Raw genomic sequence first — 24149 nt, 5'->3', positions numbered from 1 at the left:
ATGATACGTTTGTATGCAAATATTTTTGCAGGACACATTGTACTTATGAGTTTAATTGCACTAATGTTTATATTTAAAAGTTGGTTAGGAAGCAGTTTGTCATTTATGTTATCGTTTGCGATTTCATCAATAGAAATTTTAGTTGCCTTATTACAAGCATATATTTTTACAATGTTAGCCGCATTATTCTTTGGTTCTGCTGTAGAAGAGCATCATCATGAAGAAGCACATTAGATTTTAGATTGCAGATTTTTGGTTTAAGATTTTTGATGTAAAATATTAAAAGGTGTGAAATCAAATAAAAAAAGAATTTTTAATTTTAATACATATATTATGGACATCCCAAGAATCGTTGGAGCAGGATTAGTTGTTATTGGAGCAGGAATTGGTATCGGTAGAATCGGTGGTTCTGCAATGGATGCAATTGCACGTCAACCAGAAGCATCTGGAAAAATCCAAACAGCTATGCTTATTGCAGCAGCACTTATTGAAGGAATTGGTTTCGCAGCTTTATTTGCTGTAGCAGAAAACTAGAAAAAAATTCAAAAGCTATAACGGTTGGTTGTAGCTTTTGTTTCTATTTTAAAATTAAATTACAATACACAATACAACTTTAATTATACATTATATAGTATGGATAAATTAATAAATGATTTCTCATTCGGTTTGTTCTTTTGGGCATTAATTATTTTCGTAGGACTAGTTCTTTTATTGAAAAAATTTGCTTGGAAACCAATTCTAGATGCAGTAAATACAAGAGAAGAAGGTATTAGAAATGCATTATTATCAGCAGAAAATGCTAAAAAAGAAATGCAAAATTTAAAATCTGATAACGAAAAATTATTGGCAGATGCAAGAGCAGAACGCGAATCGATGTTAAAAGAAGCAAGAGAAATTAAAGAAAAAATGATTCTTGATGCTAAAACTGAAGCTCAAGTTCAAGGAGAAAAAATGATTTCTCAAGCAAAAGCAGCAATAACAGCAGAAAAAAATGCAGCAATGGCAGAATTGAAAAATCAAGTTTCATCATTGTCATTAGAAATTGCAGAAAAAGTATTAAGAGACGAATTATCTAACAAAGATTCTCAAGCTAAATTAGTAGAGAAAATGTTGGGTGACGCTAAATTAAACTAATCAATATGTCAAGAGCAGCGATTAGATATGCCAAAGCAATATTAGATTATGCTACTGATGCCAATAAAGCAACAGAAGTAAATGCTGATATGAAATCAATTGTAGTTGCAATTGAAGAAAGCACAGAATTAAAAGATTTTTTATCAAATCCAATTGTAAAACAAGAAGTAAAAAAAGCAGCTTTGTCTCAAATTTTTACAGAAGTTCAACCTCAAACTAATAAATTATTCGATTTATTGCTTGAAAACAAACGATTTGAAATTTTACATTCTATTGCTTCAGAATACAATTCGTTATTTGACGAAAAGAATGGAGTACAAGTTGCAACAGTTACAACAGCATTTGCAATTACACCAGAATTAGAACAACAAGTGTTGGCTAAAATTGCTACTTTTTCTAATAAAAAAATTACGATAAAAAATATAGTAAATCCTGATATTATTGGTGGATTTATTTTAAGAATAGGAGATATGCAATACAACGCCTCTGTTTCTAGTAAGTTACAAGAATTGAAACGTGAATTTGCAAATTAATTAGTATGAAAAAAATAATTACAATTTTAGTTTTACTTATTTCTTTTTTTAGTTTTTCTCAGAAAATTAAATTAAAAAAAGAGGAAGTATTTGTTGATGATGTGGTTTGGTTAAAATATGAAAAGTCTAATGGTTTTGATTTATCATTAATTAATTTATCTGGCGAAGAAATCATTTTTTTAAAATTTGTAAAACAAGGAAGTGACAATATGATTTTTAGTAGAGATGGCAAACCAAATTATTTTGAAATTTCTTTTTTAGGGTTAAATAAAAAAATTGAAATTAGAAATTTTGATAAAGAAATTATTACCATTATTTACAAAGCAAAAGTAATTAAAGAAGACGGAACTTTTGATGAAGAAAAAGTAAATCGTTTAGTTGAAAAATATGGAACTCCATATTCTGATGAATCAAATAAAACAACAAACAATACGAATACAATAATTATTAAAGAAGAGCCAAGAAGATCTGGTATCAATATAAATTTAGGTAGATAATAATAAAATATTATGGCAGAAATTAAACCAGCTGAAATATCAGCAATATTAAAACAACAATTATCAGGTTTTGAATCTGGTGCATCATTAGAAGAAGTTGGTACTGTACTACAAGTTGGTGATGGTATCGCTCGTGTTTATGGATTATCAAATGCACAATATGGTGAGTTAGTTCAGTTTGATAACGGACTAGAAGCTATTGTATTAAACCTTGAAGAAGACAATGTTGGTGTGGTACTTTTAGGACCATCAACAGGAATTAGAGAAGGTTCTACAGTAAAACGTACACAACGTATTGCTTCTTTAAAAGTTGGTGAGCAAATTGTAGGTCGTGTTGTAAATACATTAGGTGAACCAATCGATGGTAAAGGACCAATTGGTGGTGAACTTTTTGAAATGCCACTAGAAAGAAAAGCACCAGGAGTTATATTTCGTCAACCAGTAACAGAACCATTGCAAACAGGAATTAAATCTATCGATGCAATGATTCCGGTTGGAAGAGGACAACGTGAGTTGGTTATTGGTGACCGTCAAACAGGTAAAACTACCGTTTGTATTGACACCATTTTAAATCAAAAAGAATTTTACGATGCTGGACAACCAGTATTTTGTATATATGTTGCCATTGGACAAAAAGCTTCAACAGTTGCTTTAATTGCCAAAACATTAGAAGAAAAAGGCGCAATGGCTTACACAACTATTGTTGCTGCTAACGCTTCAGATCCAGCACCAATGCAAGTTTATGCACCAATGGCTGGAGCTGCAATTGGAGAATATTTTAGAGATTCTGGTCGTCCTGCATTAATTATTTATGACGATTTATCTAAACAAGCTGTTGCTTACCGTGAAGTTTCTCTTTTATTAAGAAGACCACCAGGACGTGAAGCTTATCCTGGAGACGTTTTTTACTTACACTCTCGTTTATTAGAAAGAGCATGTAAAGTAATTGCCGATGATGATATTGCTAAAAACATGAATGATTTACCAGACAACTTGAAAGGTATAGTAAAAGGTGGTGGTTCTTTAACTGCTTTACCAATTATTGAAACTCAAGCTGGAGACGTTTCTGCCTATATTCCAACAAACGTAATTTCTATTACTGATGGACAGATTTTCCTTGATGGAGATTTGTTTAACTCTGGAGTTCGTCCTGCAATTAACGTAGGTATTTCGGTATCTCGTGTTGGAGGAAATGCTCAAATTAAGTCAATGAAAAAGGTTGCTGGAACATTAAAATTAGACCAAGCACAATTCCGTGAATTGGAAGCATTTGCTAAATTTGGATCCGATTTAGATGCAGTAACTTTAAACGTAATCGAAAAAGGTAGAAGAAATGTTGAAATTTTGAAACAAGCAGTAAATGATCCATATACTGTTGAAGATCAAGTTGCAATTATTTACGCTGGTTCTAAAAATTTATTGAGAAGCATTCCTGTAAATAAAGTAAAAGAATTTGAAAGAGATTATATTGACTTCTTAAACAACAAACACAGAGATACCTTAAATGCACTAAAAGCAGGTAAATTCACAGATGAAATTACAGATGTTTTAGAAAAAGTAGCAAAAGAATTATCGGCGAAATATTAATTAAAAGTATATTGTATAATTGTATACTGTATAATGTAATAACACATATACAGTATACATTATACAAATTTTTACAATATACAATTTAAAAAAAATGGCAAACTTAAAGGAAATACGTAATAGAATTACTTCTGTTTCATCAACGATGCAAATTACATCAGCGATGAAAATGGTTTCTGCAGCAAAGTTGAAAAAAGCACAAGATGCAATTACAGCTATGCGACCTTATGCCGAAAAATTAACAGAATTATTACAAAATCTTTCAGCAACTCTTGAAGGAGAAATTGGTGGCGATTTTACAAAACAACGCGAAATTAAAAAAGTATTAGTTGTAGCAATAACTTCTAACAGAGGTTTGTGTGGCGCATTTAATACCAATGTAATTAAGCAAGCTAAAATTTTAGTAGAATCTTATCCAGGAAAACAAGTAGATATTTTTGCTATTGGTAAAAAAGGAAACGATATTTTAACCAAAACCTGTTTGGTAATTGACAATAAAAGCGCTGTTTATGACGATTTAACATTTGATAATGTTTCTGAAATTGCTCAAACATTAACAGAAAAATTTATTTCTGGTGATTACGATAAAATAGAAATTGTTTACAATCAGTTTAAAAATGCTGCAACACAATTAGTTCAAGTAGAACAATTTTTACCTTTAGCACCAATAAAATCTGATAAACCAGCGATGACAGGCGATTATATTTTTGAACCTTCAAAAGAAGAAATCGTTTTAACATTGATACCTAAATCTTTAAAAACACAATTATATAAATCAATTCGCGATTCATTTGCATCAGAACATGGCGCACGTATGACTGCAATGCACAAAGCAACAGACAACGCAACCGATTTAAGAAACCAATTAAAATTAACTTACAACAAAGCACGCCAAGCTGCAATTACTAATGAAATCCTAGAGATTGTTGGTGGAGCTGAGGCATTGAAAGGGTAAGGAAAATTTTAATTTTTAATTTATATAAAGCCAATTTTGTTTAAAAACGAAATTGGATTTTTCATTTAACAAAATTATAGTATTATAAATTACATTCAATTCATTAAATTTGTTTTTTAAAACTATATTAAATGGCAGTAGTTACAAAATTATCCGATTTAGATTTAACCAAAACTTATAGTTATGCCGACTATTTGCTTTGGCAATTTCAAGAACGTGTAGAATTGATAAAAGGTAAAATTTTTGAAATGAGTCCTGCGCCATCAAGAAAGCATCAAGAAGTTTCAGGGATTTTATATCGATATTTAGATCGCTATTTCGAATTAAAATCTTGCGGATTATATTTTGCACCATTTGACGTTAGATTGATAAATTATAAAAAAAGTACTGAGGATAATAAAGTTTTTTCTGTAGTTCAACCAGATTTATGCGTAGTTTGCGATGAAGAAAAACTTGACGACAGAGGTTGTATTGGTGCACCAGATTTAGTAATTGAAATTTTATCTCCAGGCAATTCTAAAAAAGAAATGGGAATTAAATTCGATTTATATGAAGAAAATGGCGTTAAAGAATATTGGATTGTAGAACCAGCAGAAAACTCAATATTTATTTACACTTTAAAAGATGGAAAGTACAGCGGATTAAAACCTTGCATAGAAGGACAGAAAATCACTAGTCCACTTTTTCCTGAATTGGATTTTGAAATTGAAAAGATATTTCAATAAATTAATATTCAAATCATAATTAAGAGTCAGCATTAGTCGACTCTTTTTTGTTATTTTTATAAATTTAAAATCCCAACAATGAAAACCATAGAATTATCCAAAATCCAAGAAATGCTTTTACAAATAGAAATTATAAAATTTCTATATCCAAATATGACTATTGAAAAATATGAATCATTTCTTCAAGATATGATTCCAAAAAACTACAAACAAGTTGCCATTTTTGAAAACGAAACGTGTGTAGGATTAACAGGATTTTGGTTTGGTACAAAATTATGGACTGGTAAATATATAGAAATTGACAATTTTATAGTACATCCAGACCACAGAAAAAAAGGAATTGGAAAATTATTAACCCAATTTATAGACGAAAAAGCTAAAGAATTAAAATGCACTTGTGTAGTTCTAGACGCATTTACCGGAAACTTTAAAGCACATCGTTTTTATTACAATCAAGGTTATGCACCAAGAGGTTTTCACTTTATTAAAACTATTGATGAGAATGGGTTTTCTTGAATTACTTATAAATTAAATTCAACAAAAAAATATTTTACTAAATTGGTAACTTTTTAACACTATATTCGTATAACTCAAGTAATACATTTTTTAATAGATAATTTTAACCAATACTAATGGCAAAAGAAAATTTCAATTGGAAAAGTCTTTTCATCAATACAGATGAAGAAACACCAACTAAAAACGAAAGTTTTTCAGTATCTAAAACTACAGAAACTAATAAATTTCCTGAAAGTCCAACCACTTTTCAACCTACACATAGCGCAACCAATAATCCATTTTTAAATGAAATTTTTGGCGTTTATGAAAAAGGTTTCGAATCATTAAATCAAACAGGTTTCGATTTTTTTGAAATGTATAAATCTGTAATCTCTGTTGGAGCAACCAATCCTCAGAGTTATCAGATGGCGTTTACAATGGGAAAAACAATCAATCCACAACTTTCAAAATCCTTTCTATTAGAAAAAAGTAAATATTATACTGATGAAATTGAAAAAGTGTACACTAAATATAACGAAACTGGAACTTCAAGAAAAAAAGATTTAGATAACGCTATTTCATCTGAAAAAAGTAATTTAACAAAAACAATTTTTGACATTGAATCTAAAATTGCGCAGCTTCAAAATGATTTACAAAACGCAAAATCAAATTTAGAAAAGGTTGATTTTAAAAATAAAGAACAATTTAGCGAAATTATTTTAAAAATAGAAGCTAATGATTTGGCTAAAAAGAAAATATTAGAATCAATAAATACAGTAGTAACAGGAATCAATCAATACTTATAAAATCAATGGATAAATTTGCACAAGAAAAAACTACTCTTTTAGAATTACCAATTCTTAAACATTTTGACGAATCTAAAGGCGAAATTGCCTTAAGTTCAAACACATTAAAAAAAGGCGAAAAATCTATCTTTTGGATTCTCGCTCTCGGACTTTTAGGTGTTGGAAGTTATTTAACTTGGACGTACATTATTCCTCCTTTATTTACAATGCTTGGACAAGCCATTGCACTATCTGCAACCGGAGTTTTCCTAATATTTTTAGTGATGATGTTTCCAGTAATAATGAAAGGATTACGTTTTATGACTAAAAATTTGCACAAAGCATTAATTCAAAGCAATCCTTTTAATGAATTGGAAGAACAAAAACAGAAAATGGTAAAAAATCGTGAAGTTTTTAAAAACACAAAAGCAAAGCTTAAAGGTTTAAAAAACGAAATGGAAATTGAAGCCACAAAATCTGAAAAAGAAGCCAAATCATTCCAAGAAGAAGTGTTGAGTTTGCAACGCCAATCAGAAAAATTGAAAACTGCAATGGACGAAATGGTTAGAATTAATGGTGCTGCTGCAAAAGATACCGATGAATATGTTGCCTTACAAAGTGAATTGGCGAGAAAGCTTTCCGATTCGCAACGAATTTCTAATCAATACGAACAAAGTAAAAGTTTTATTCAAAAATATGGTGTTAGAGCAAATGTTCTTGGTAAAATGGACAGAAAACTAACTCTTGCAGGAACAGCAATAGATATAAAAATTGCCGATTTTGACGCCACAGTTGTGATGTTAAAAAAGGAATTTGAATTTGCCAAAAATGCCAAAGAAGCAACAGAAAGCGCGAAAAGTGCAATGATGTTTACCAAAGATTGGGAATTAGAATATGCACTAGAAGTGGTAACATCAACAATTGCTTTAGACATTGCTAGAACATCAGAAAATCTTATTGATATTGATGCTTTAACCTCTAAATATTCTGTAGATAACGACGAACTGTATTCAAGATTAGATTCGTTGGCTGACAAAATTAAAACTGGCGATAATACCATTCCAGATTCTACAAAATATACAAGTCCAAATTATAAAATCACTAAAGACGATAAGTTGAATAGTGGAGGATTTGGAGACATTTTTTAACTAAAACAACAAAACAATTTAACTTTTAAATACAAATGGGAAAAATTTTACGAACAACTAAATTAACCACTTTTTCTGAACTTTTAATAGTTCTTGGTGGCGTTGGAGCAATATTAACTGCAGTTTATTTTATTTCACCAGGTTTAAAAACAGCAGTTTCTAAACAATTAAACGGAATAGAATTAAATACGAGCGATGTTAATAATGTAACTAACGCAGCAAAAATTGCCATTCCTTCTAAAGAAATTTCTTCTGAAGTTGCTGAAAAACCTGTTTTAAGAATCGCAGGTTACGCTTGGAATGCTGAATCTGGAATTATCGTTGCTAATGGTGGACCAAAAACAACCAAAGGTTCTTTGATGGAAAAAAACGGTGTAAATCTAGAAATCATTCGTCAAGATTGGCTTTCTGAACTACGCAATATGCAAATGAAATTCATTGAAGAATTTGATAGCGGAACCGCTTTTCCAAATTCTGATAAAAGCGCTGCAGCGGTTATGATTATGGGTGATGGAGCACCATTTTATATTAGTTCTGTTCAAAAATCATTAGACGAAAAATATGGAAAAGACAAATACCATTTACAAGTTTTTGGTGCTATCGGAATGAGTTATGGTGAAGATAAATTAATTGGACCACCAAGTTGGAAATCCAATCCTAAATCTATGAAAGGTGCTGTAATTTCTGCCGTTTTGGGCGATGGTGACTGGGTAACAACAGTAAATTATTGTTTTGCAAACGGATTAAAAGTAAATCCAGATCCAACAACTTATGATGCAGATGCAGTAAATATTTATCCATCAGAAAATGATGATTATATGAAATCGGCTGAAGAATTAATAAAATCACAAACGGCTGGTTTCACTGTTTCTTTAAAAGAAGTATCAAACGGAAAATTAACTGGAAAATCGGTTAACAGAAAAATTGATGGTTGCGCTACTTGGACGCCAGGAGACAAAACAGTTTTTGATAAATTGAACGGATTTGTAGACATTGTTTCTACTAAAGAATTCAACAACCAAATGCCTTGCGTAATTATTGGTGTAAAAGAATGGGCTGCAAAAAATCCAGAAGTATTTTCTAATGTGTTCAAATCGACTTTGATGGCTTCTAATCAAATGAAAAATCACGAAGATTGGAAAGTTAGAGCATCAGAAGCTGTTGCTGATACTTACAAAATTGAAACGCCAGAATATTGGTACAAAATGTTTAAAGGTCAACAAGGAACTAAAAATGGTTTGACTTACAATATGGGCGGATCTAAAGTTTTTAATTATGCCGATGCAATGCAATATTTCGGATTGTCTGATGGTGTTAATAGATACAAAGCGGTTTACAATCAAGTTGGAACGTATTTGACAGAATTAAATCCGTTTGGTTTTAACGAAAATGTTGGCAAAGTTTCTTCTTATGATGATGCAGTAAATTTATTTTATTTAAAAAACATTAACGATATCGAATCTTCTGCAGCGGATAAATCAGATTATTCGGCCAAAGCTACCGAAGTTATGGCTTCTGGCGAATGGCAAATTAATTTCAATTCTGGAAGCGCTCAAGTAATGAATAATTCATCTAAAGATTTAGAAAAAATTTACAACTTGTTAATTCAGGCAGAAAATTCTAAACTTACAATTGTTGGTCATACAGACAACGCTGGTAATCAAGATTCAAATTTATCATTGTCTAAAAACCGCGCACAAGCAGTTGTTGATTATTTAACTCAAAAAGGAATTCCTTCAACTCGTTTTCAGTTAATTGATGGAAAAGGTCAAAACGAACCTGTTTCTGACAACAATTCTGCGAGCGGAAAAGCTAAAAACAGACGTGTAGTTGTTACATTTTTAAAATAATTTTATTAAATAACAAAAAGCTATTTCTATTTTAAGTAGCTTTTTTAACTCTTTTTTTTGATGTTAAAATATTTTATCCCTTTTGAAAACACAACCAAAATGCAACGAACTATAATTTTAGTTTCTTGGGTTGTATTATTATTTGCAATTTGGTTTATAGCAGCATCAACCGGAACCAAAAATTTGTTTCCAACGCCAAGCCAAGTGCTAACTGGTTTTTCAGAATTGTATAATGAAGGATTGGTGGTTCATATTTTTCAATCGCTTAAACTTTGTTTTTTGTCAATTTTTTCAGCAACTATCATTGCTTTGTTGTTTGCCTATTCTTGGCCAATTCCGTTGATGAAACCTGTTGCAGAATTTGTTACAAAATTTAGATTTTTGCCTTTTACAGGATTGTCATTTTACATTACATTAATGGTGCACGACGCAAGAAATATGCAAGTTTGGATATTAGTAATTTTCTTGACAACGTTCTTAACAACATCATTAATTGCTGTTATAAAAGACATTCCGCAAGAAGAATTTGATCACGCTAAAACCCTAAAATGCAGCCGATTCGAAGTGCTTTGGCAAGTAATTGTACTAGGTAGAATTGATTATGTAATTGATGTAATTCGTCAAAATTTAGCCATCACTTGGATGATGTTGGTAACGGTTGAATCCATCGTAGTTGCTTCTGGAGGATTGGGATTTTTAATAAAAAATTCAGATAAATTTATGAATCACGGAAGAATAATTGCTTTGCAAATAATTATCCTTTTAATAGGATTAGGACTGGATTGGTTCATCAATTTTTTAAGAAAATCAGTTTTTAGATATTCAAAAATATAACGCTATGGAATTCGAATTTAGAGAAACACTTTTGTACGTTGAAAATCTTAGCGTAGTTTATGATGATGTTACCATTATTAAAGATCTAAGTTTAATTGAAAAAAACGTAGTCAGATCAAAATATGAAAATACAGGACAGGTTATTGCTGTTGTAGGAAGATCTGGTCGTGGAAAATCAACTTTTTTTAAAGCGTTAACCGGATTAGTTCATCCCAATTCGGGTAAAATTTTAATCAAAGATTTTGAAAGTTCAGAGCTTAATGCAGCAAAACCTGTAAAAGAAGGCGATATTGGATTTGTAGATCAAAAGTATACTTTATTCCGACACAAAACGGTAAGTCAAACATTGAAATTTGCGTTACGAAAAACCACTTTAACAGCACAAGAGCAAGATTCTAAAATTGAAAAGTACATTAAAGATTGGGGTTTAGAAACGTGTAAAGATAAATATCCAAACGAACTTTCTGGAGGTCAACGACAACGTACAGCAATTATAGAACAACTTTTTTCATCAGATAAATTAATAGTTTTAGACGAACCATTTTCAGGGTTAGATATTGGAAACATTGAAGAAGTTAAAAAATCATTTGAGCTTTTAAGCGCAACTCACGATCATAACACAGTTATTTTCTCAACTCACGATATTGAATTAGCAGTTGAACTCGCACAGTCTATCTACGTAATTGGTTATCCAACAGTTAGCGGAAAAAAGCAAACCTACGGAAGTATTGTTGCAAAATACGATTTGCGTGAAATGGGAATTTGTTGGAAAGATAAAAGCGAAGAACACGATAAATTGTATAAAGAAATTGCGCTTCAAATGATGAATTCGTAATCATTTGAAAGCAAAAATTTACCTTAAAGAAGATTTATTGTCCAAAAAAATCTTTGGAGTTTCTTTGATTATTTTTGGATTAAGTTTATTGTATTACGGGAATTTTAAATCAATTTCAATTGGAATTGTATCATTTTTATTAGGATGTTCATTCTTTTCTTACAGAGCTTTAGAAATGGATCCTAAAAAAAAATAGTTAGAGAGTTTGTATCATTCCTTGGAATGAAATTCGGTAGTTGGATTGCTTTTGAAAATCCTGCTTACGTATCGGTTTTTAAGATGAAATTTACCGATAAAAGAGGAAATAAAACAGGAGAGATTATTAAAATCAATTTATTTTATTCAGACAATAAACATTTGACTATTTATGAAACAGGTAATTTAATAGAAGCATTTTCGGTAGCCAATTACGTTAAAGAGATTTTAAATATTAAAGTTTTAGACGCGACAAGTAATGAAAGTAAGTGGTTATAATTATCTAAACAATTTAAAACATGGGTTTTACAACAACTTTTTTACAACAACTAGAACAAGAAACAATTTCAATTGTAGCAATTTGTAAAGTTTTAAACGCTGATGATTTGTTTATTCAAAAAATAAATGAGCTTGTGAAAACAAATGCTGCAAACGGATTATTATTCAAAGCAGAACATTTTTTTCTTTCAGATTGCATTTCAATTTATAGAAAATTGGGCGAGAAAGAAACCGAGAAATCGCAATTTGCTTTGGCTTATTATTATGATGTTTTACGAAACAATCATTTTGCGGATGCTAAAAATGTAAGCGAATTTGACAAATTAGTTGTTTCACCAAATTTTAAAAACTTCCTCGAAAAAGTTAAAGTTGAAAATATAATTTCTAATGTAAATTCAAGTGATTTCATCAAAGTTTTATCTGAAAATAAAAACCCACAATTAGAAATAATACTTCTGCACTTTTATAATTTTCTTCAATTTTCATTTGAAAAATCTTTCGAAAATAATGAAATTACAAATCAATTTTTTAATTCCAATTCAAATAAAAATCAATTACCAAAAGATGATTCTTTAGAAAAAGTGCTTCAAGAATTAAACGAATTAATAGGTTTGGAAAACGTAAAAAATGATGTTTCCGAATTAATAAATTTGTTAGAAATTCAAAAGAAACGAACTTCCGAAGGATTAAAAAACGCCGAAATTACATTACATACCGTATTTCTTGGTCCACCAGGAACAGGAAAAACTTCGGTAGCTCGATTGTTAAGCAGAATTTTTAAACATTTAGGATTTCTTTCCAAAGGACAATTAATAGAAACCGACAGAGAAGGAATGATTGCAGGATTTGTTGGTCAAACCGCTTTAAAAGTAGATAAAGTTGTAGAAGAAAGTTTAGGTGGAGTTTTGTTTATTGATGAAGCGTATGCCTTAACTCAAAATTCTCTTGGAAACGATTATGGTGCAGAAGCAATCAATACTTTAATAAAAAGAATGGAAGATCATCGAGACGATTTGGCATTGGTTGTTGCTGGATATACCGAACCAATGAAGATTTTTGTAGAATCCAATCCAGGTTTGCGTTCAAGATTTAATCGATTTTTTGAATTCAATCATTTCTCGCCTTCCGAATTATTACAGATATTCGAATCTATTGCAAAAAAATCCGACTTTGTAGTTACCGATGATGCTAAAGAAAAACTCACAGATACTTTCGAATTGCTTTTTGAAAAAAGAGATGAAAGTTTTGGTAATGCACGTGTAGTTAGAAATTTATTTGAAAAGTGTGTTCAAAATCAAGCCAACCGAATCATCAAAATAAAAAAACTATCTAAAAAAACTTTAAAAACCCTAATCGAAGAAGATATTCCAGAGCCAAACGAAACTCAAAATCAAGTGGCTTTTGAAGTAAAAGAAAGCTAATAAATTTATAAATGCAAGCCAAAGAATTAAAATGCACTTGTATAGTTCTAGACGCATTTACTGGAAACTTTAAAGCACATCGTTTTTATTACAATCAAGGTTATGCGCCAAGAGGTTTTCACTTTATTAAAACTATTGATGAGAATGGGTTTTCTTGAATTATAGAGTTATCACATACCCAAATAAAACATTAAAAACCCATAAAATTCAGCACTTTCATTTACATATTTTTGATAAGTTGATACTTTCCCATTGTGTCCAGAACTGTCTAAAGTTTTTAATAATATAGGGTTTACTTGTGCCGTTCTATTTTGTAAAACCGCAGCAAATTTATACGAGTTAAATGGTGGAACTCTATCATCATTTTCTCCAGTTATAAGTAAAGTTGTAGGATAATTAATAGCATCTTTTACATTATGATAAGGCGAATAACTATATAAATTTGTAAAATCTATCTTATTTTCGGGATTTCCAAATTCATCTAAATGGTATTTTCCAACTGAATAATCAGAATAGGTAAGCATGTCAAAAACTCCCATTTGTGGAATTGCAACTTTATATAAATCTGGTCGTTGTGTCATTGCAACGCCTACAACTAATCCGCCATAAGAACTACCAGTAATAGCCAGTTTATTTGCACAAGTATAGTTTTCTTTAATTAAATATTCCGATGCGTCTATAAAATCATTAAACGAATTCATTTTCTTTAATGCCTTTCCATCTTTGTGCCATTTTAATCCTTTTTCTCCACCACCACGAATTTCTGCAAATGCATAAACACCACCTTTTTCTAAAAAATATAATAATGCAGTGTCATAATTTGATCCTGAAACAACTCCAAATCCACCATAAGCTTTTAAAAGTGTTGGATTAGTTCCATCTAGTTTTATATCTTTTTTATGAATAATAGTTATTGGAACCTCTTTATTATCTCTACTTTTAAAGGTAATTTTTTTTGTAATAAAATAATTTAAAGGAAATAAAATGGGCAATGGTCTTACATATTCATTATAAAATTGATCAACACTACCAGTTTTTAAATTTAACATAAAGTTTTGTGCAGATATAACATGAGAATAAAAAGTTACATACAAAACACTGGTTTGAGAATCAAAAAAACGAACTTTAAAATCCATATTTTCTGGTGCATCAAATTTTCTTATAAAATTTCCGTCAAGATCATAAATTTTTAAATAATTTTTTTCAACTGTTTTGTACTTGCAAATAATATAATTTTCATGAAAATAAGTGCTAACTAATAAATTATTATAAATTTGAGGAATCACCATTTTTGCATCTAATTTATTGTTAATGTATAAACAACGAACTTCACCCCAATCAAATTCTTTAGTAGAAAAATAAATTTTATTTTTACTAAAATCTAACAATTTTATATCAGAACTATCTTCTTCAAAAACAACATTTTTTATAAAATTATTGTCTTCTAGGTTAATAAAATAAAAACTTTTTTTAAGTTCATCTTTACTTATTTCTGTAATAAATAACTTGTTTTCAGACACAAAAAATGAAATCGAACTCTCTGTTTTTGAAACATCATAAACTAATTTATCCTCTTCTTGTAATGTTCCAATTTCATGATAAAATAATTGATAAGTAGAATCTTTAGCCATATTATTTTTATTAGCATTTTTTTTATAAAAAACACCTTTATCAAGATTCCACTCAATATTTGAAAACTTAGAGTTTTTTAAAACATCTTTTAAAACTTCGTTTTTACTTATGCTTGAAAAACGAATTTCTTTACTATCACTTCCATCAACAGTTATTTCATAAGCAATATTTACTGAATTTTTTGACGGATAATAACCACTTAAAAATACATTTTCATTTTTATACATTTTAAACGGATTTACTATTTCTACAGAATTTTCATTTAATGCTTTTCTATAATATAAAGAAGCAGGCAAATTTTTATCTGTTCTGTACATAGAGTAAAAGTATTTTCCTTTTTTTGTTGGCAAACTATTGGTTGACAGTAAATCATATTCTTTAATTTTTGTCTCTATTTTACTCACGTTCATTTCATCCAATTTAGAATTTGTAAAACTATTTTGAGCATTTACCCAGCTAGTAACTTCATCATTTTTTAAATTTTGTAACCATGAATAATCGTCTTGAATAGTGTAATCATGTTTTTGAAAATTGGAAGAAACTTTTTTTGTAATTGGAATATTTTGAGAAAAACCGTGTACTGATAAAAAACTAAAAATAATTAAGAATTTTTTTTTCATAAAAAAGTTATTTCTACAAATATATAATTATCATCTAAGTAAAATATGTTTTTACACAATTACAATGTATTTTTTAAAAATCTCAATATTATAACTATTTTTACACCATAAAAAAACCACTTTGACCCTATATAAAAATCTTTTCAAGCAAACATTAATCTACGGCTTAGCAACAGTTTTGCCAAGAATGATAAGTTTTTTGCTCAATCCTTTATATGTAGACACACTTCCAAAGCAAGAATTTGCAGATGTGTCAATTGTTTTTGCGTGGTTGGTTTTCTTCAACGTAATGCTATCTTACGGTATGGAAACCGCTTTTTTTAGATTTTACAATACCGAAGACAATAAGAAAAATGTAATTTCAACAGCTACAATATCCATTTTTTGGAGTACAATTGGGTTTCTCTTTTTGGCACTTTTAAGTAGAAAAATACTTTCCAATTGGTCAGGAATTAATGTAGAATATATAACCTACACCATTTGGATTCTTGCACTAGATGCTTTAGTCATTATACCTTTTTCAAAGTTTCGAGCAGAGAAAAAACCAATGAAATATGCAGTAATTAAAATAGGTAGTGTTCTTGTAAATCTATCGTTAAACGTTTTCTTTTTAATTTTTCTACCTTCAATTGCAAAAACAAATCCAACAGGATTTTTCAATACAATCTATTTCGAAAATTTTCAAGTTGGCTATATTTTTGTTTCTAATTTAATTGCAAGTTTACTAACATTTATAGTTCTTTCACCCAATTATTTTAAAATAAAATGGCATTTCGACACCACTTTATGGAAAAAAATGACAACCTATGGTTTCCCAATCCTCATTGCCGGAATTGCCTTTGCTATAAACGAACATTTCGATAAAATTCTTTTAGATTGGCTAAACGTTTCAAAATCAGACATTGGTGCTTACGCAGCTTGTTATAAAATAGGAATGTTTATGGTTTTATTTAGAACCGCATTTACACTTGGCATTGAACCATTTTTCTTCAGTCATGCAAGTAGTGAAAACGCACAGCAAACTTATGCAACAATCACCAAATATTTTGTTGTTTTTGGCTCATTCATTTGCTTTTTTGTCATTGCATTTATCGATATTTTAAAACAGCAATTAGTTCCACAATCTAGTTATTGGGATGCAATAAAAGTCGTACCACTTATTGTACTTGCCAACTTTTTTCTAGGCATTTACACCAATTTATCTGTTTGGTACAAACTCATCGATAAAACCAAAATTGGCGCTTACATTTCCATTATTGGCGCCATAGTCACACTAGTTTTAAACTATATACTCATTCCAAAAATCAGTTATTACGGTTCAGCAATCGCAACAATCGCAGCATACGGAACAATGATGATCATTTCCTATAAATTAGGACAAAAAAAATATCCAATACCTTACGATATCAATAAAATTCTAACATATTTAGTTGTAACCATCACATTTTCAGCAATTTCCTTTTACATTCCGTATGTTAGAGAAAGCTATCCAATTAAAATTTTACTCTCAGCAATGTTTCTATATTTCATTTATTACAACGAAAAAACAATGCTATTACAAATTTTAAATCGTAAAAAATTAAGAAGCTAATCGCGCTGTACATTCCACTTTTTTACCCAAAAATTGGCTTTTTCTAGTTAAAAAAAGAGCTTCCGTTGGTCGCTTTTTTTCAACAAGAAAAATCACAATTTTCAGGTAAAAAGAGTTCCATTTCCATCACGGCTAACAAGCAACTTTCAATTACAATAACAATTTCAAAAGTCAATTTCAAAAAATCTGAAATCAAAAATCGTTAATCATCAATCTTCAATCAATCTAAAAAATCCAATCATACAAAAACTTTGTGCCTTCCTGTCTTTGTGGCAAAAAAAATCCCAAAAAGAAAAACAAATTAATATCTTTGAAAATTATCGTACGGACAAGTCGCGACTTGTCCTTAAACAAATACAAATGACCATAAAAATCATCAATAAATCAAACCACGATTTACCCAATTACGAAACCATAGCTTCTGCAGGAATGGATTTGCGTGCTAATATTCTAGAACCAATAACATTAAAATCACTTGAAAGAACTATAGTAAAAACAGGACTTTTTATAGAATTACCAATAGGTTACGAAGCCCAAGTAAGACCAAGAAGCGGATTGGCAGCCAAAAAAGGAGTAACAGTTCTAAATTCGCCAGGAACAATAGATGCAGATTATCGAGGAGAAATTGGAGTAATTTTAGTAAATTTATCCAATGAAGATTTCATCATAGAAAACGGCGAACGAATCGCACAATTAATAATCGCTAAACACGAAAGAGCTGAATGGATAGAAGTTCAAGAATTATCTGAAACCTCGAGAGGTGAAGGTGGTTTTGGCAGTACTGGAGTTAAATAAATGTTTAAAATAAATTATGGAAGATCAAGACATAAGATGGAAACAACGTTTTTCAAACTTTGAAAAAGCATTCATTACTTTAAAAGAAGCGGTACAAGAATTAAAGAATCCCTCAAATATTGAAAAAGAAGGTACAATTCAACGTTTTGAATTTACTCACGAACTTGCTTGGAAAGTAATGAAAGATTTTTTAAAAGAAAAAGGAATTCAAGGTTTAATAGGTTCAAAAGATGCGACAAGAAATGCTTTTCAAAACGAAATTATTCAAGATGGACAAAGTTGGATGGATATGATAGACAGCAGAAATGAAACAGTTCATACTTATCATGGAGATATTTTAGAAACTCAATATAAGAAAATTGTAGAAATTTATTTTCCATTATTTGAAACATTTTATATTAAAATGAAAACATTAGTATGAAATTTGGATTAAATCAAAAAACAATAGACAAAATAAATTCTGTTTTTGAATTACATTCACAAATAGAAGAAGTTTTAATTTATGGTTCAAGGGCTAAAGGAAATTATAGAGAAGGTTCAGATATTGATATAACATTAATTGGAAAAAATATAGAATTGTCTAAAATTAATGAAAACATTGACGATTTAAATACTCCTTATTTATTTGACATTTCTATTTTTGATAAATTAGACTCTAAAGACTTAATTGAACATATAAATAGAGTGGGAAAAACATTTTATAAAAAAATTGAATAAATTGTCGCACTTAGTACAATCAAAGTGTTTATATAAATTAAAAATAATTTAGTCTTAATACTTAATACTCAAATCTTAATACAGTAGTAATGAAAATAATAGTACCAATGGCTGGTCGTGGTTCAAGACTAAGACCACATACATTAACAATTCCAAAACCATTAATTCCAATTGCAGGAAAACCAATTGTACACCGTTTAGTAGAAGATATTGCAGCAGTTTTAAATCAACCAATTGAAGAAGTTGCGTTTATCATTCACGAAAGTTTTGGTAAAAAAGTAGAAGAAGATTTAATTGCAATTGCACAAAAACTAGGCGCAAGAGGAACAATTTATTATCAAAACGAAGCACTTGGAACAGGTCATGCAATTATGTGCGCCAAAGATTCATTAAGTGGTTCGGCAGTAATTGCTTATGCAGATACTTTAATTCGCGCCGATTTTGACTTAGATAAATCTGCCGATAGCGTAATTTGGGTAAAACAAGTAGACCAACCAGAAGCATTTGGAGTAATAAATTTAAATGAAAATAACGAAATAATTGAATTGGTAGAAAAACCCAAAGAATTTGTTTCAGATCTTGCTGTAATTGGCATATACTATTTTAAAGATGTAGCCGTTTTAAAGAATGAATTGCAATTAGTTTTAGACAATAATATAATTCATGGTGGCGAATATCAAATAAATGATGGTATTAAACAAATGATGGCTAATGGTATGAAATTTGTACCAGGAAAAGTTGACCAATGGATGGATTGTGGTAATAAAGACGTTACAGTTGATACCAACAACAGAATGCTAAATTTTCTTCTTAATGATGGAGTAAAATTAGTTTCTAGTGATGTAAAATTAGAAAATTCAACTATAATTCCACCTTGCTATATTGGTGAAGATGTAGTTTTAATAAACGCAACTGTTGGTCCAAATGTATCATTAGGAAAAGGTTGCCATGTTATTGACAGTACAATTAAAAACAGTTTGATTCAAACGCACGCTCACATAAAAAATGCTAGTTTAGACAATGCAATGATTGGAAATCACGCAAGTTTTGATGGTAATTTTACAAGTGTAAGTATTGGAGATTATTCAATTTTAGAATAAGTTAAAATCAATATCCTAACAGTTTTTTAACCTGTTAGGTATCAAACAATAAATTAGAAAAATCGAGGTTCGTGAAATTTGTTCGGAGTTATAAGTTCGTCATAATTCGTGAATTGAAAATCATCGAATACATATATAAATAACTCGAATGAGATAAATTCGTGTAAAATAAAATACTATGAAAATAATTATTTTCGGTTTATTTCTAAGCATATTTTTATTTCCGGCAACGCTTTTGGCTCAAGAACCAGAAGATATTGCAGCAGTTACTGACGAATTTGAAAATTATTTTTACGAATCGTTAAAGCAAAAAGGCATTCAAAATTATGACTTAGCAATTCAAGCATTAGAAAAATGTGAAAATCTTCAACCTAAAAATGCTGTAGTACTTTTTGAATTAGGAAAAAATTATTATTTCCAAAAAAACTATAAAGACGCTTACGATAATTTTGAAAAAGCAACTAAAATAGATCCGAAAAATAAATGGTTTTGGGTTGGAATGTACGATGTATGTTATGATACTCGCGATTACAATCAAGCTATAATTATTGTAGAAAAATTAATCGAATTTAAAGAAGATTATAAAGAAGATTTAACTTCGCTTTATATGAACACGCAACAGTTTGACAAAGCATTAACACTTATAAATGAGTTAAATGAACGCTTCGGAAAATCTGAAAAAAGAGATAATTACAAACTTCAAATTCTTCAAGATTCTAAATATGCAGGTTCAGAAAAAGATAATTTGATAGATCAAATAAAGAAAAATCCAAAAGAAGAAGCCAATTATATTTCATTAATTTACTTGTATTCTAAAAGCAATCAAGAAGAAAAAGCCAATGAAATTGCACGACAATTAGAAAAAGAAATTCCAACATCTGATTGGGCGCAAGTTGGTCTTTTTAAATTTCATTTAAATAATAACGATGGCGAAAAAGCTGCAAAAGCAATGAATACAGTTTTAGCAAGCGATAAAATTGACAGAAAAATTAAGCATAGAATTTTTAACGAGTTTTTAATATTTACACAAAAAAATCCACAATTTGATAGCGATTTAGAAAAAGCAATTTCCTATTTTGACAATGATAAAGAAGTTCAAGTTGCCAAAGAAATTGGAAAATTTTATCAAACAAAAAAAGAATTTGTTAAAGCAGCAAAGTATTATGAAATGCATTTAAAAAATGTAAATGATGATATGGAAACCATTTTATTATTGCTTCAATCGTATACTGACAATTCTCAATTTGATAAGTTAGCAAAAATTGCCAGCGATAAAATGGAATTGTTTCCAACCCAACCAGAGCTGTATTATTACTCTGGATTAGCAAACAATCAATTAAAAAACCATAAAAAAGCCAAAGATGCATTAGAATCTGGATTAGATTTTGTTTTAGAAAATGTAACTTTGGAAATTAATTTTAACATTCAGCTTGGCGAAGCATATAATGGACTTGGCGATTTTAAAAAGAAAGATTTATATTTTTCTAAAGCCAACGAGTTACTAAAAAAGAGTAAACAATAATGAATAAAATCTTAGCATTTGCTTTAGTTTTTTTAATAATTTCTTGTAAATCTAAAGCCAATTTAGCCGAAGGAAATGCAAACGATTTATTATCGTCAGAAAAAATCATAAGCAACCATTACAACAATAAAGTTAATTTTTCTACCGTTTATATAAAGGCAAATGCTAAATATAAAGACGAAAAAAATTCGCAAAGTGTCACAGCAGAAATTAGAATTAAAAAAGACGAACAAATATTAGTTAGCGTTCGTTTTCTTGGGTTTACGGTTGCCAAAGCATTAATAACTCCTTCATCTGTTCAGTATTATGACAAAATTGGAAATAATTATTTTGAAGGCGATTATGCAGGTTTAACAGAGTTTCTTGGAACCGATTTAGATTTTAATAAAGTACAAAATATGTTTCTTGCAAAGCCACTTGACGATTTAAATAAAGGAAAATACAAAGTTTCTATTTTAGATAAATTGTACCAACTACAAAATAATGACGCTAGTAAAACATTCAAATCTTATTTTTTTGAAAGTGAAAATTTCTTAGTAAAAAAGCAACAAGTTAATCAACCATCGCAAGAAAGAGCTTTGCAAATTTTATATTCAGATTTTAAAAAGTATGATGAAGTTATTTTGCCATTGTTAATTGCAATTGAAGCCAACCAAAAAAAAGGAAAAACAACTATTGATATAGAATATAAATCGGCAACATTTAATGAGGAATTATCGTTTCCTTATGCTGTTCCAGAAGGTTACGAGCGAATTTACATCAATAAATAAAAAACAATATAAAGTTACCAAACAATATATTTTACAATGAAAATACAAAACCTAATTTACACTTTTTTACTACTTTTTATAACTTCAATTTCTTGGAGTCAGCAAACGCAAGAACAACTAGAACAAAAGAAAGCCAAACTTCAAGAAGAAATTCGCGAGAAAGAAATGATGTTGAAAGACGTTAGAAGCAAAGAAAAATCAGCAGTAAAAGTTCTTGAAATTCAAAAAGAAAAAATAGGTTTAAAAGAAAAATTAATCACTACTACAGAAAAGCAAACCAAGTTGTTAAGCAACAATATGTACATTAATCAAGTGCAAATTAACAAGCTAAAAAAAGAACTTACCATTTTAAAAGAAGATTACGCCAAGATGATTGTAAAATCATACAAAAGTCGGTCAGAGCAAAGTCGCGCCATGTTTTTATTGTCATCAGAAAGTTTTGCTCAAGCGTACAAACGCATGCAATATATGAAGCAATATGCCAATTATAGAAAAATGCAAGGCGAAGAAATTAGCAGTAAAACAGATAAATTGGCCGATTATAATGCCAAATTAAGCGGACAAAAAACAGAGAAACAAAAACTGCTTGCCGAGCAAGAAAAGCAAAAACAAGATCTTGAAAAAGAAAAGCAGGAACAAGAAAAAATTGCCAATAGTTTAAAGAAAAGCAAAAATCAAATTGCGGCAGAAATAAAGAAAAAGCAAAAAGAATCTAAAAAAATTGATGCCCAAATTCAAAAATTAATTAGAGATGCCATTGCCGAAGCCAACAGAAAAGCAGCAGCAGCAAGAGCTAAAGCCAATCCAAAAACAACAACTGCTGCCGAAACTAAAGCCATAGAAAATTCTACCAAAATAGTTTTAACACCAGAAGGACAATTAATTTCTAACAATTTTAAAGCCAACAAAGGTCGTTTACCTTGGCCAGTAGAAAAAGGCGCAATCACTTTGGGTTATGGCGATCAACCACATCCAGTTTATAAATCGCTAGTAATTCACAACAGTGGAATAGAAATTACAACCGATAGTGGTTCTAATGCAAGAGCCGTTTTTGGTGGTGAAGTAACTAAAGTTGTGGTAATTTCGCCTTTAAACAAAGCCGTTTTTATACAACACGGAGATTATTTTACGGTGTATCAAAACCTTAGTAGCGTTTCGGTTAGCGCAGGAGACAAAGTTACAACCAAGCAAAGTTTAGGAAAAATTAGAACCAATGCCGAGGGCAAAACAATAATAAAATTTATTATTTCTCAAAACACAACCTACAATAATCCAGCAAGTTGGATTAGCAGATAACAAAAAAGAGAACTAATTTTAGTTCTTTTTTCTTTTTATAAATAAATTTTCTGTTACACAAACAGCGCTTTCAACTCTGTAGCTTCGTGCGGATTCATTTTTCCTGCAAGTACTAAACTCAATTGTTTTCTTCGCAATGCAGCGTCAAATCTTGTTTTTTCTTCCTCAGTTTGTGGTTCAATTTGTGGCACTTCTACAGGATTTCCAGTTTCGTCAACGGCTACAAACGTATAAATTGCTTCGTTTGCTTTGCTTCGAATTCCAGATTCTCTATCTTCTATCCATACATCAATAAAAATTTCCATCGATGTTTTAAAAGCTCTAGAAACCTTTGCCTCAACAGTAACAACACTTCCCAACGGAATTGATCTATTAAAAGCCACGTGATTTACACTTGCCGTAACTGTAATTCGTCTAGAATGTCGTCTTGCAGCAATACTCGCAGCTCTGTCCATTCTTGCAAGAAGTTCGCCACCAAAAAGATTATTCAACGGATTAGTTTCGCTTGGCAAAACCAAATCGGTAAGTATCGTCAACGAATCAATAGGATGTTTAGGAGTCATATTTTTTTATGCAAAGATAATCAATTTAGCTGTTTTCTAGAAGCAATTTCCAGCTATACATTACAAGTTTTTACAAATTATTCTGTTTTTATATCCTAAAAAATGTGCTTCCTTTGGTCGAAATTTTTTAGCAATAAAAACTAAAATTATTTTGTAAAAAGCTTTCCATTGCTATCTGGGCTCATATCTTTGCATACAATAAAAAAGTGTGAAATACGTATCTTTGAAATAATATTAATAGATAAACAAAACCAAGTTGCCAAATTGTAT

At 29.8% G+C, this 24149-nt stretch carries 26 protein-coding genes and 1 pseudogene; 25 read left to right on the top strand and 2 right to left on the bottom strand.

All coding sequences use genetic code 11. From position 1 onward, the window contains the following. The 17 genes and pseudogenes from ACH2BC_RS05055 to ACH2BC_RS04975 all read left to right on the top strand — a co-directional run. Nucleotides 1–234 (top strand): F0F1 ATP synthase subunit A (locus ACH2BC_RS05055; RefSeq protein WP_395052898.1); only part of this gene is annotated, 234 nt, incomplete at its 5' end. 99 nt (nt 235–333) lie between these two features. Then, a complete protein-coding gene (gene atpE / locus ACH2BC_RS05050; RefSeq protein ID WP_395052897.1) occupies nt 334–534 on the top strand; it encodes an ATP synthase F0 subunit C in 201 nt (66 codons plus the stop codon). A gap of 99 nt (nt 535–633) precedes the next feature. Next, the gene (locus ACH2BC_RS05045; RefSeq protein WP_395052896.1) at nt 634–1134 is read left to right on the top strand and encodes a F0F1 ATP synthase subunit B; all 501 of its coding nucleotides are present in this window, start codon (nt 634–636) and stop codon (nt 1132–1134) included. Beyond that, nucleotides 1134–1667, top strand: a complete 534-nt coding sequence (gene atpH / locus ACH2BC_RS05040) for an ATP synthase F1 subunit delta (RefSeq protein WP_395052899.1) — start codon at nt 1134–1136, stop codon at nt 1665–1667. Before ACH2BC_RS05045 ends, atpH begins: the two co-directional genes overlap by 1 nt. Before the next feature lie 5 nt (nt 1668–1672). After that, nucleotides 1673–2164 (top strand): hypothetical protein, encoded by a 492-nt coding sequence (locus ACH2BC_RS05035; RefSeq protein ID WP_395052895.1) that lies wholly within the window; start codon nt 1673–1675, stop codon nt 2162–2164. A gap of 12 nt (nt 2165–2176) precedes the next feature. Then, on the top strand, nt 2177–3751 hold the full coding sequence (atpA, locus tag ACH2BC_RS05030; RefSeq protein WP_395052894.1) for a F0F1 ATP synthase subunit alpha: 1575 nt from the start codon (nt 2177–2179) through the stop codon (nt 3749–3751). Nucleotides 3752–3845: 94 nt separating this feature from the next. Beyond that, nucleotides 3846–4706, top strand: coding sequence for an ATP synthase F1 subunit gamma (atpG, locus tag ACH2BC_RS05025; RefSeq protein WP_395052893.1), 861 nt, complete (start codon nt 3846–3848; stop codon nt 4704–4706). A gap of 131 nt (nt 4707–4837) precedes the next feature. Continuing rightward, entirely contained in the window at nt 4838–5431 is a 594-nt protein-coding gene (locus tag ACH2BC_RS05020; RefSeq protein ID WP_395052892.1) for a Uma2 family endonuclease, read from the top strand. Between the two features lie 78 nt (nt 5432–5509). Then, the gene (locus ACH2BC_RS05015) at nt 5510–5947 is read left to right on the top strand and encodes a GNAT family N-acetyltransferase (protein ID WP_395052891.1); all 438 of its coding nucleotides are present in this window, start codon (nt 5510–5512) and stop codon (nt 5945–5947) included. Between the two features lie 116 nt (nt 5948–6063). Then, nucleotides 6064–6732 carry a hypothetical protein gene (locus ACH2BC_RS05010; protein WP_395052890.1) on the top strand — a complete coding sequence of 223 codons (669 nt, stop codon included), beginning with the start codon at nt 6064–6066 and terminating at the stop codon, nt 6730–6732. A gap of 5 nt (nt 6733–6737) precedes the next feature. Further along, a complete protein-coding gene (locus tag ACH2BC_RS05005; RefSeq protein WP_395052889.1) occupies nt 6738–7859 on the top strand; it encodes a hypothetical protein in 1122 nt (373 codons plus the stop codon). Between the two features lie 35 nt (nt 7860–7894). After that, nucleotides 7895–9709, top strand: a complete 1815-nt coding sequence (locus ACH2BC_RS05000) for an OmpA family protein (protein WP_395052888.1) — start codon at nt 7895–7897, stop codon at nt 9707–9709. A gap of 99 nt (nt 9710–9808) precedes the next feature. Further along, nucleotides 9809–10543, top strand: a complete 735-nt coding sequence (locus tag ACH2BC_RS04995) for an ABC transporter permease (protein ID WP_395052887.1) — start codon at nt 9809–9811, stop codon at nt 10541–10543. Nucleotides 10544–10547: 4 nt separating this feature from the next. Beyond that, nucleotides 10548–11378, top strand: coding sequence for an ATP-binding cassette domain-containing protein (locus tag ACH2BC_RS04990; RefSeq protein WP_395052886.1), 831 nt, complete (start codon nt 10548–10550; stop codon nt 11376–11378). 222 nt (nt 11379–11600) lie between these two features. After that, nucleotides 11601–11852 carry a hypothetical protein gene (locus tag ACH2BC_RS04985; protein ID WP_395052885.1) on the top strand — a complete coding sequence of 84 codons (252 nt, stop codon included), beginning with the start codon at nt 11601–11603 and terminating at the stop codon, nt 11850–11852. Between the two features lie 20 nt (nt 11853–11872). After that, nucleotides 11873–13273 (top strand): AAA family ATPase, encoded by a 1401-nt coding sequence (locus ACH2BC_RS04980; protein WP_395052884.1) that lies wholly within the window; start codon nt 11873–11875, stop codon nt 13271–13273. Between the two features lie 14 nt (nt 13274–13287). Continuing rightward, a pseudogene (locus tag ACH2BC_RS04975) lies at nt 13288–13431 on the top strand (GNAT family N-acetyltransferase); the annotation flags it as partial. Nucleotides 13432–13443: 12 nt separating this feature from the next. Here ACH2BC_RS04975 and ACH2BC_RS04970 read toward each other — a convergent pair. After that, nucleotides 13444–15525 carry a prolyl oligopeptidase family serine peptidase gene (locus ACH2BC_RS04970; protein ID WP_395052883.1) on the bottom strand — a complete coding sequence of 694 codons (2082 nt, stop codon included), beginning with the start codon at nt 15523–15525 and terminating at the stop codon, nt 13444–13446. A gap of 121 nt (nt 15526–15646) precedes the next feature. On the opposite strand from ACH2BC_RS04970, the gene ACH2BC_RS04965 reads away from it, so the two are divergent. The 8 genes from ACH2BC_RS04965 to ACH2BC_RS04930 all read left to right on the top strand — a co-directional run bounded on the left by ACH2BC_RS04965 (nt 15647) and on the right by ACH2BC_RS04930 (nt 23316). After that, on the top strand, nt 15647–17116 hold the full coding sequence (locus tag ACH2BC_RS04965) for an oligosaccharide flippase family protein (protein ID WP_395052882.1): 1470 nt from the start codon (nt 15647–15649) through the stop codon (nt 17114–17116). Between the two features lie 360 nt (nt 17117–17476). Beyond that, entirely contained in the window at nt 17477–17911 is a 435-nt protein-coding gene (gene dut, locus ACH2BC_RS04960) for a dUTP diphosphatase (protein ID WP_395052881.1), read from the top strand. 16 nt (nt 17912–17927) lie between these two features. Beyond that, a complete protein-coding gene (locus ACH2BC_RS04955; RefSeq protein WP_395052880.1) occupies nt 17928–18332 on the top strand; it encodes a nucleotidyltransferase substrate binding protein in 405 nt (134 codons plus the stop codon). Next, entirely contained in the window at nt 18329–18628 is a 300-nt protein-coding gene (locus ACH2BC_RS04950) for a nucleotidyltransferase domain-containing protein (protein WP_395052879.1), read from the top strand. The genes ACH2BC_RS04955 and ACH2BC_RS04950 overlap by 4 nt, the downstream gene beginning before the upstream one ends. Before the next feature lie 89 nt (nt 18629–18717). Beyond that, nucleotides 18718–19728 carry a sugar phosphate nucleotidyltransferase gene (locus ACH2BC_RS04945; protein WP_395052878.1) on the top strand — a complete coding sequence of 337 codons (1011 nt, stop codon included), beginning with the start codon at nt 18718–18720 and terminating at the stop codon, nt 19726–19728. Between the two features lie 178 nt (nt 19729–19906). Next, nucleotides 19907–21250 carry a tetratricopeptide repeat protein gene (locus tag ACH2BC_RS04940; protein WP_395052877.1) on the top strand — a complete coding sequence of 448 codons (1344 nt, stop codon included), beginning with the start codon at nt 19907–19909 and terminating at the stop codon, nt 21248–21250. Further along, a complete protein-coding gene (locus ACH2BC_RS04935) occupies nt 21250–22020 on the top strand; it encodes a DUF4292 domain-containing protein (RefSeq protein ID WP_395052876.1) in 771 nt (256 codons plus the stop codon). Before ACH2BC_RS04940 ends, ACH2BC_RS04935 begins: the two co-directional genes overlap by 1 nt. A 36-nt stretch (nt 22021–22056) precedes the next feature. Continuing rightward, on the top strand, nt 22057–23316 hold the full coding sequence (locus ACH2BC_RS04930) for a murein hydrolase activator EnvC family protein (RefSeq protein WP_395052875.1): 1260 nt from the start codon (nt 22057–22059) through the stop codon (nt 23314–23316). Nucleotides 23317–23369: 53 nt separating this feature from the next. Here ACH2BC_RS04930 and ACH2BC_RS04925 read toward each other — a convergent pair whose 3' ends face one another. Continuing rightward, nucleotides 23370–23879 (bottom strand): acyl-CoA thioesterase, encoded by a 510-nt coding sequence (locus tag ACH2BC_RS04925; RefSeq protein ID WP_395052874.1) that lies wholly within the window; start codon nt 23877–23879, stop codon nt 23370–23372. Between the last annotated feature and the right edge of the window lie 270 nt (nt 23880–24149).

Origin of the sequence: Flavobacterium sp. (genome assembly GCF_043760115.1) — a bacterium.
Taxonomy (GTDB): Bacteria; Bacteroidota; Bacteroidia; order Flavobacteriales; family Flavobacteriaceae; genus Flavobacterium.
The sequence above is the reverse complement of the archived record's forward strand: the minus strand, read 5'-3'. Positions and strand labels throughout refer to the sequence as shown.

Excerpts from the sequence above, each read along its gene's own strand:
- dut (WP_395052881.1), top strand. The coding sequence starts at position 17,477 with ATGACCATAAAAATCATCAATAAATCAAACCACGATTTACCCAATTAC.
- ACH2BC_RS05020 (WP_395052892.1), top strand. The coding sequence starts at position 4,838 with ATGGCAGTAGTTACAAAATTATCCGATTTAGATTTAACCAAAACTTAT.
- ACH2BC_RS04990 (WP_395052886.1), top strand. The coding sequence starts at position 10,548 with ATGGAATTCGAATTTAGAGAAACACTTTTGTACGTTGAAAATCTTAGC.
- ACH2BC_RS05005 (WP_395052889.1), top strand. The coding sequence starts at position 6,738 with ATGGATAAATTTGCACAAGAAAAAACTACTCTTTTAGAATTACCAATT.
- ACH2BC_RS04940 (WP_395052877.1), top strand. The coding sequence starts at position 19,907 with ATGAAAATAATTATTTTCGGTTTATTTCTAAGCATATTTTTATTTCCG.
- atpG (WP_395052893.1), top strand. The coding sequence starts at position 3,846 with ATGGCAAACTTAAAGGAAATACGTAATAGAATTACTTCTGTTTCATCA.
- ACH2BC_RS05035 (WP_395052895.1), top strand. The coding sequence starts at position 1,673 with ATGAAAAAAATAATTACAATTTTAGTTTTACTTATTTCTTTTTTTAGT.
- atpE (WP_395052897.1), top strand. The coding sequence starts at position 334 with ATGGACATCCCAAGAATCGTTGGAGCAGGATTAGTTGTTATTGGAGCA.
- ACH2BC_RS04925 (WP_395052874.1), bottom strand. The coding sequence starts at position 23,879 with ATGACTCCTAAACATCCTATTGATTCGTTGACGATACTTACCGATTTG.
- ACH2BC_RS05015 (WP_395052891.1), top strand. The coding sequence starts at position 5,510 with ATGAAAACCATAGAATTATCCAAAATCCAAGAAATGCTTTTACAAATA.
- ACH2BC_RS04970 (WP_395052883.1), bottom strand. The coding sequence starts at position 15,525 with ATGAAAAAAAAATTCTTAATTATTTTTAGTTTTTTATCAGTACACGGT.
- atpA (WP_395052894.1), top strand. The coding sequence starts at position 2,177 with ATGGCAGAAATTAAACCAGCTGAAATATCAGCAATATTAAAACAACAA.
- ACH2BC_RS05000 (WP_395052888.1), top strand. The coding sequence starts at position 7,895 with ATGGGAAAAATTTTACGAACAACTAAATTAACCACTTTTTCTGAACTT.
- ACH2BC_RS04995 (WP_395052887.1), top strand. The coding sequence starts at position 9,809 with ATGCAACGAACTATAATTTTAGTTTCTTGGGTTGTATTATTATTTGCA.
- ACH2BC_RS04935 (WP_395052876.1), top strand. The coding sequence starts at position 21,250 with ATGAATAAAATCTTAGCATTTGCTTTAGTTTTTTTAATAATTTCTTGT.
- ACH2BC_RS04950 (WP_395052879.1), top strand. The coding sequence starts at position 18,329 with ATGAAATTTGGATTAAATCAAAAAACAATAGACAAAATAAATTCTGTT.
- ACH2BC_RS04985 (WP_395052885.1), top strand. The coding sequence starts at position 11,601 with ATGAAATTCGGTAGTTGGATTGCTTTTGAAAATCCTGCTTACGTATCG.
- ACH2BC_RS04980 (WP_395052884.1), top strand. The coding sequence starts at position 11,873 with ATGGGTTTTACAACAACTTTTTTACAACAACTAGAACAAGAAACAATT.
- ACH2BC_RS04955 (WP_395052880.1), top strand. The coding sequence starts at position 17,928 with ATGGAAGATCAAGACATAAGATGGAAACAACGTTTTTCAAACTTTGAA.
- ACH2BC_RS05010 (WP_395052890.1), top strand. The coding sequence starts at position 6,064 with ATGGCAAAAGAAAATTTCAATTGGAAAAGTCTTTTCATCAATACAGAT.
- ACH2BC_RS05045 (WP_395052896.1), top strand. The coding sequence starts at position 634 with ATGGATAAATTAATAAATGATTTCTCATTCGGTTTGTTCTTTTGGGCA.
- ACH2BC_RS04930 (WP_395052875.1), top strand. The coding sequence starts at position 22,057 with ATGAAAATACAAAACCTAATTTACACTTTTTTACTACTTTTTATAACT.
- ACH2BC_RS04945 (WP_395052878.1), top strand. The coding sequence starts at position 18,718 with ATGAAAATAATAGTACCAATGGCTGGTCGTGGTTCAAGACTAAGACCA.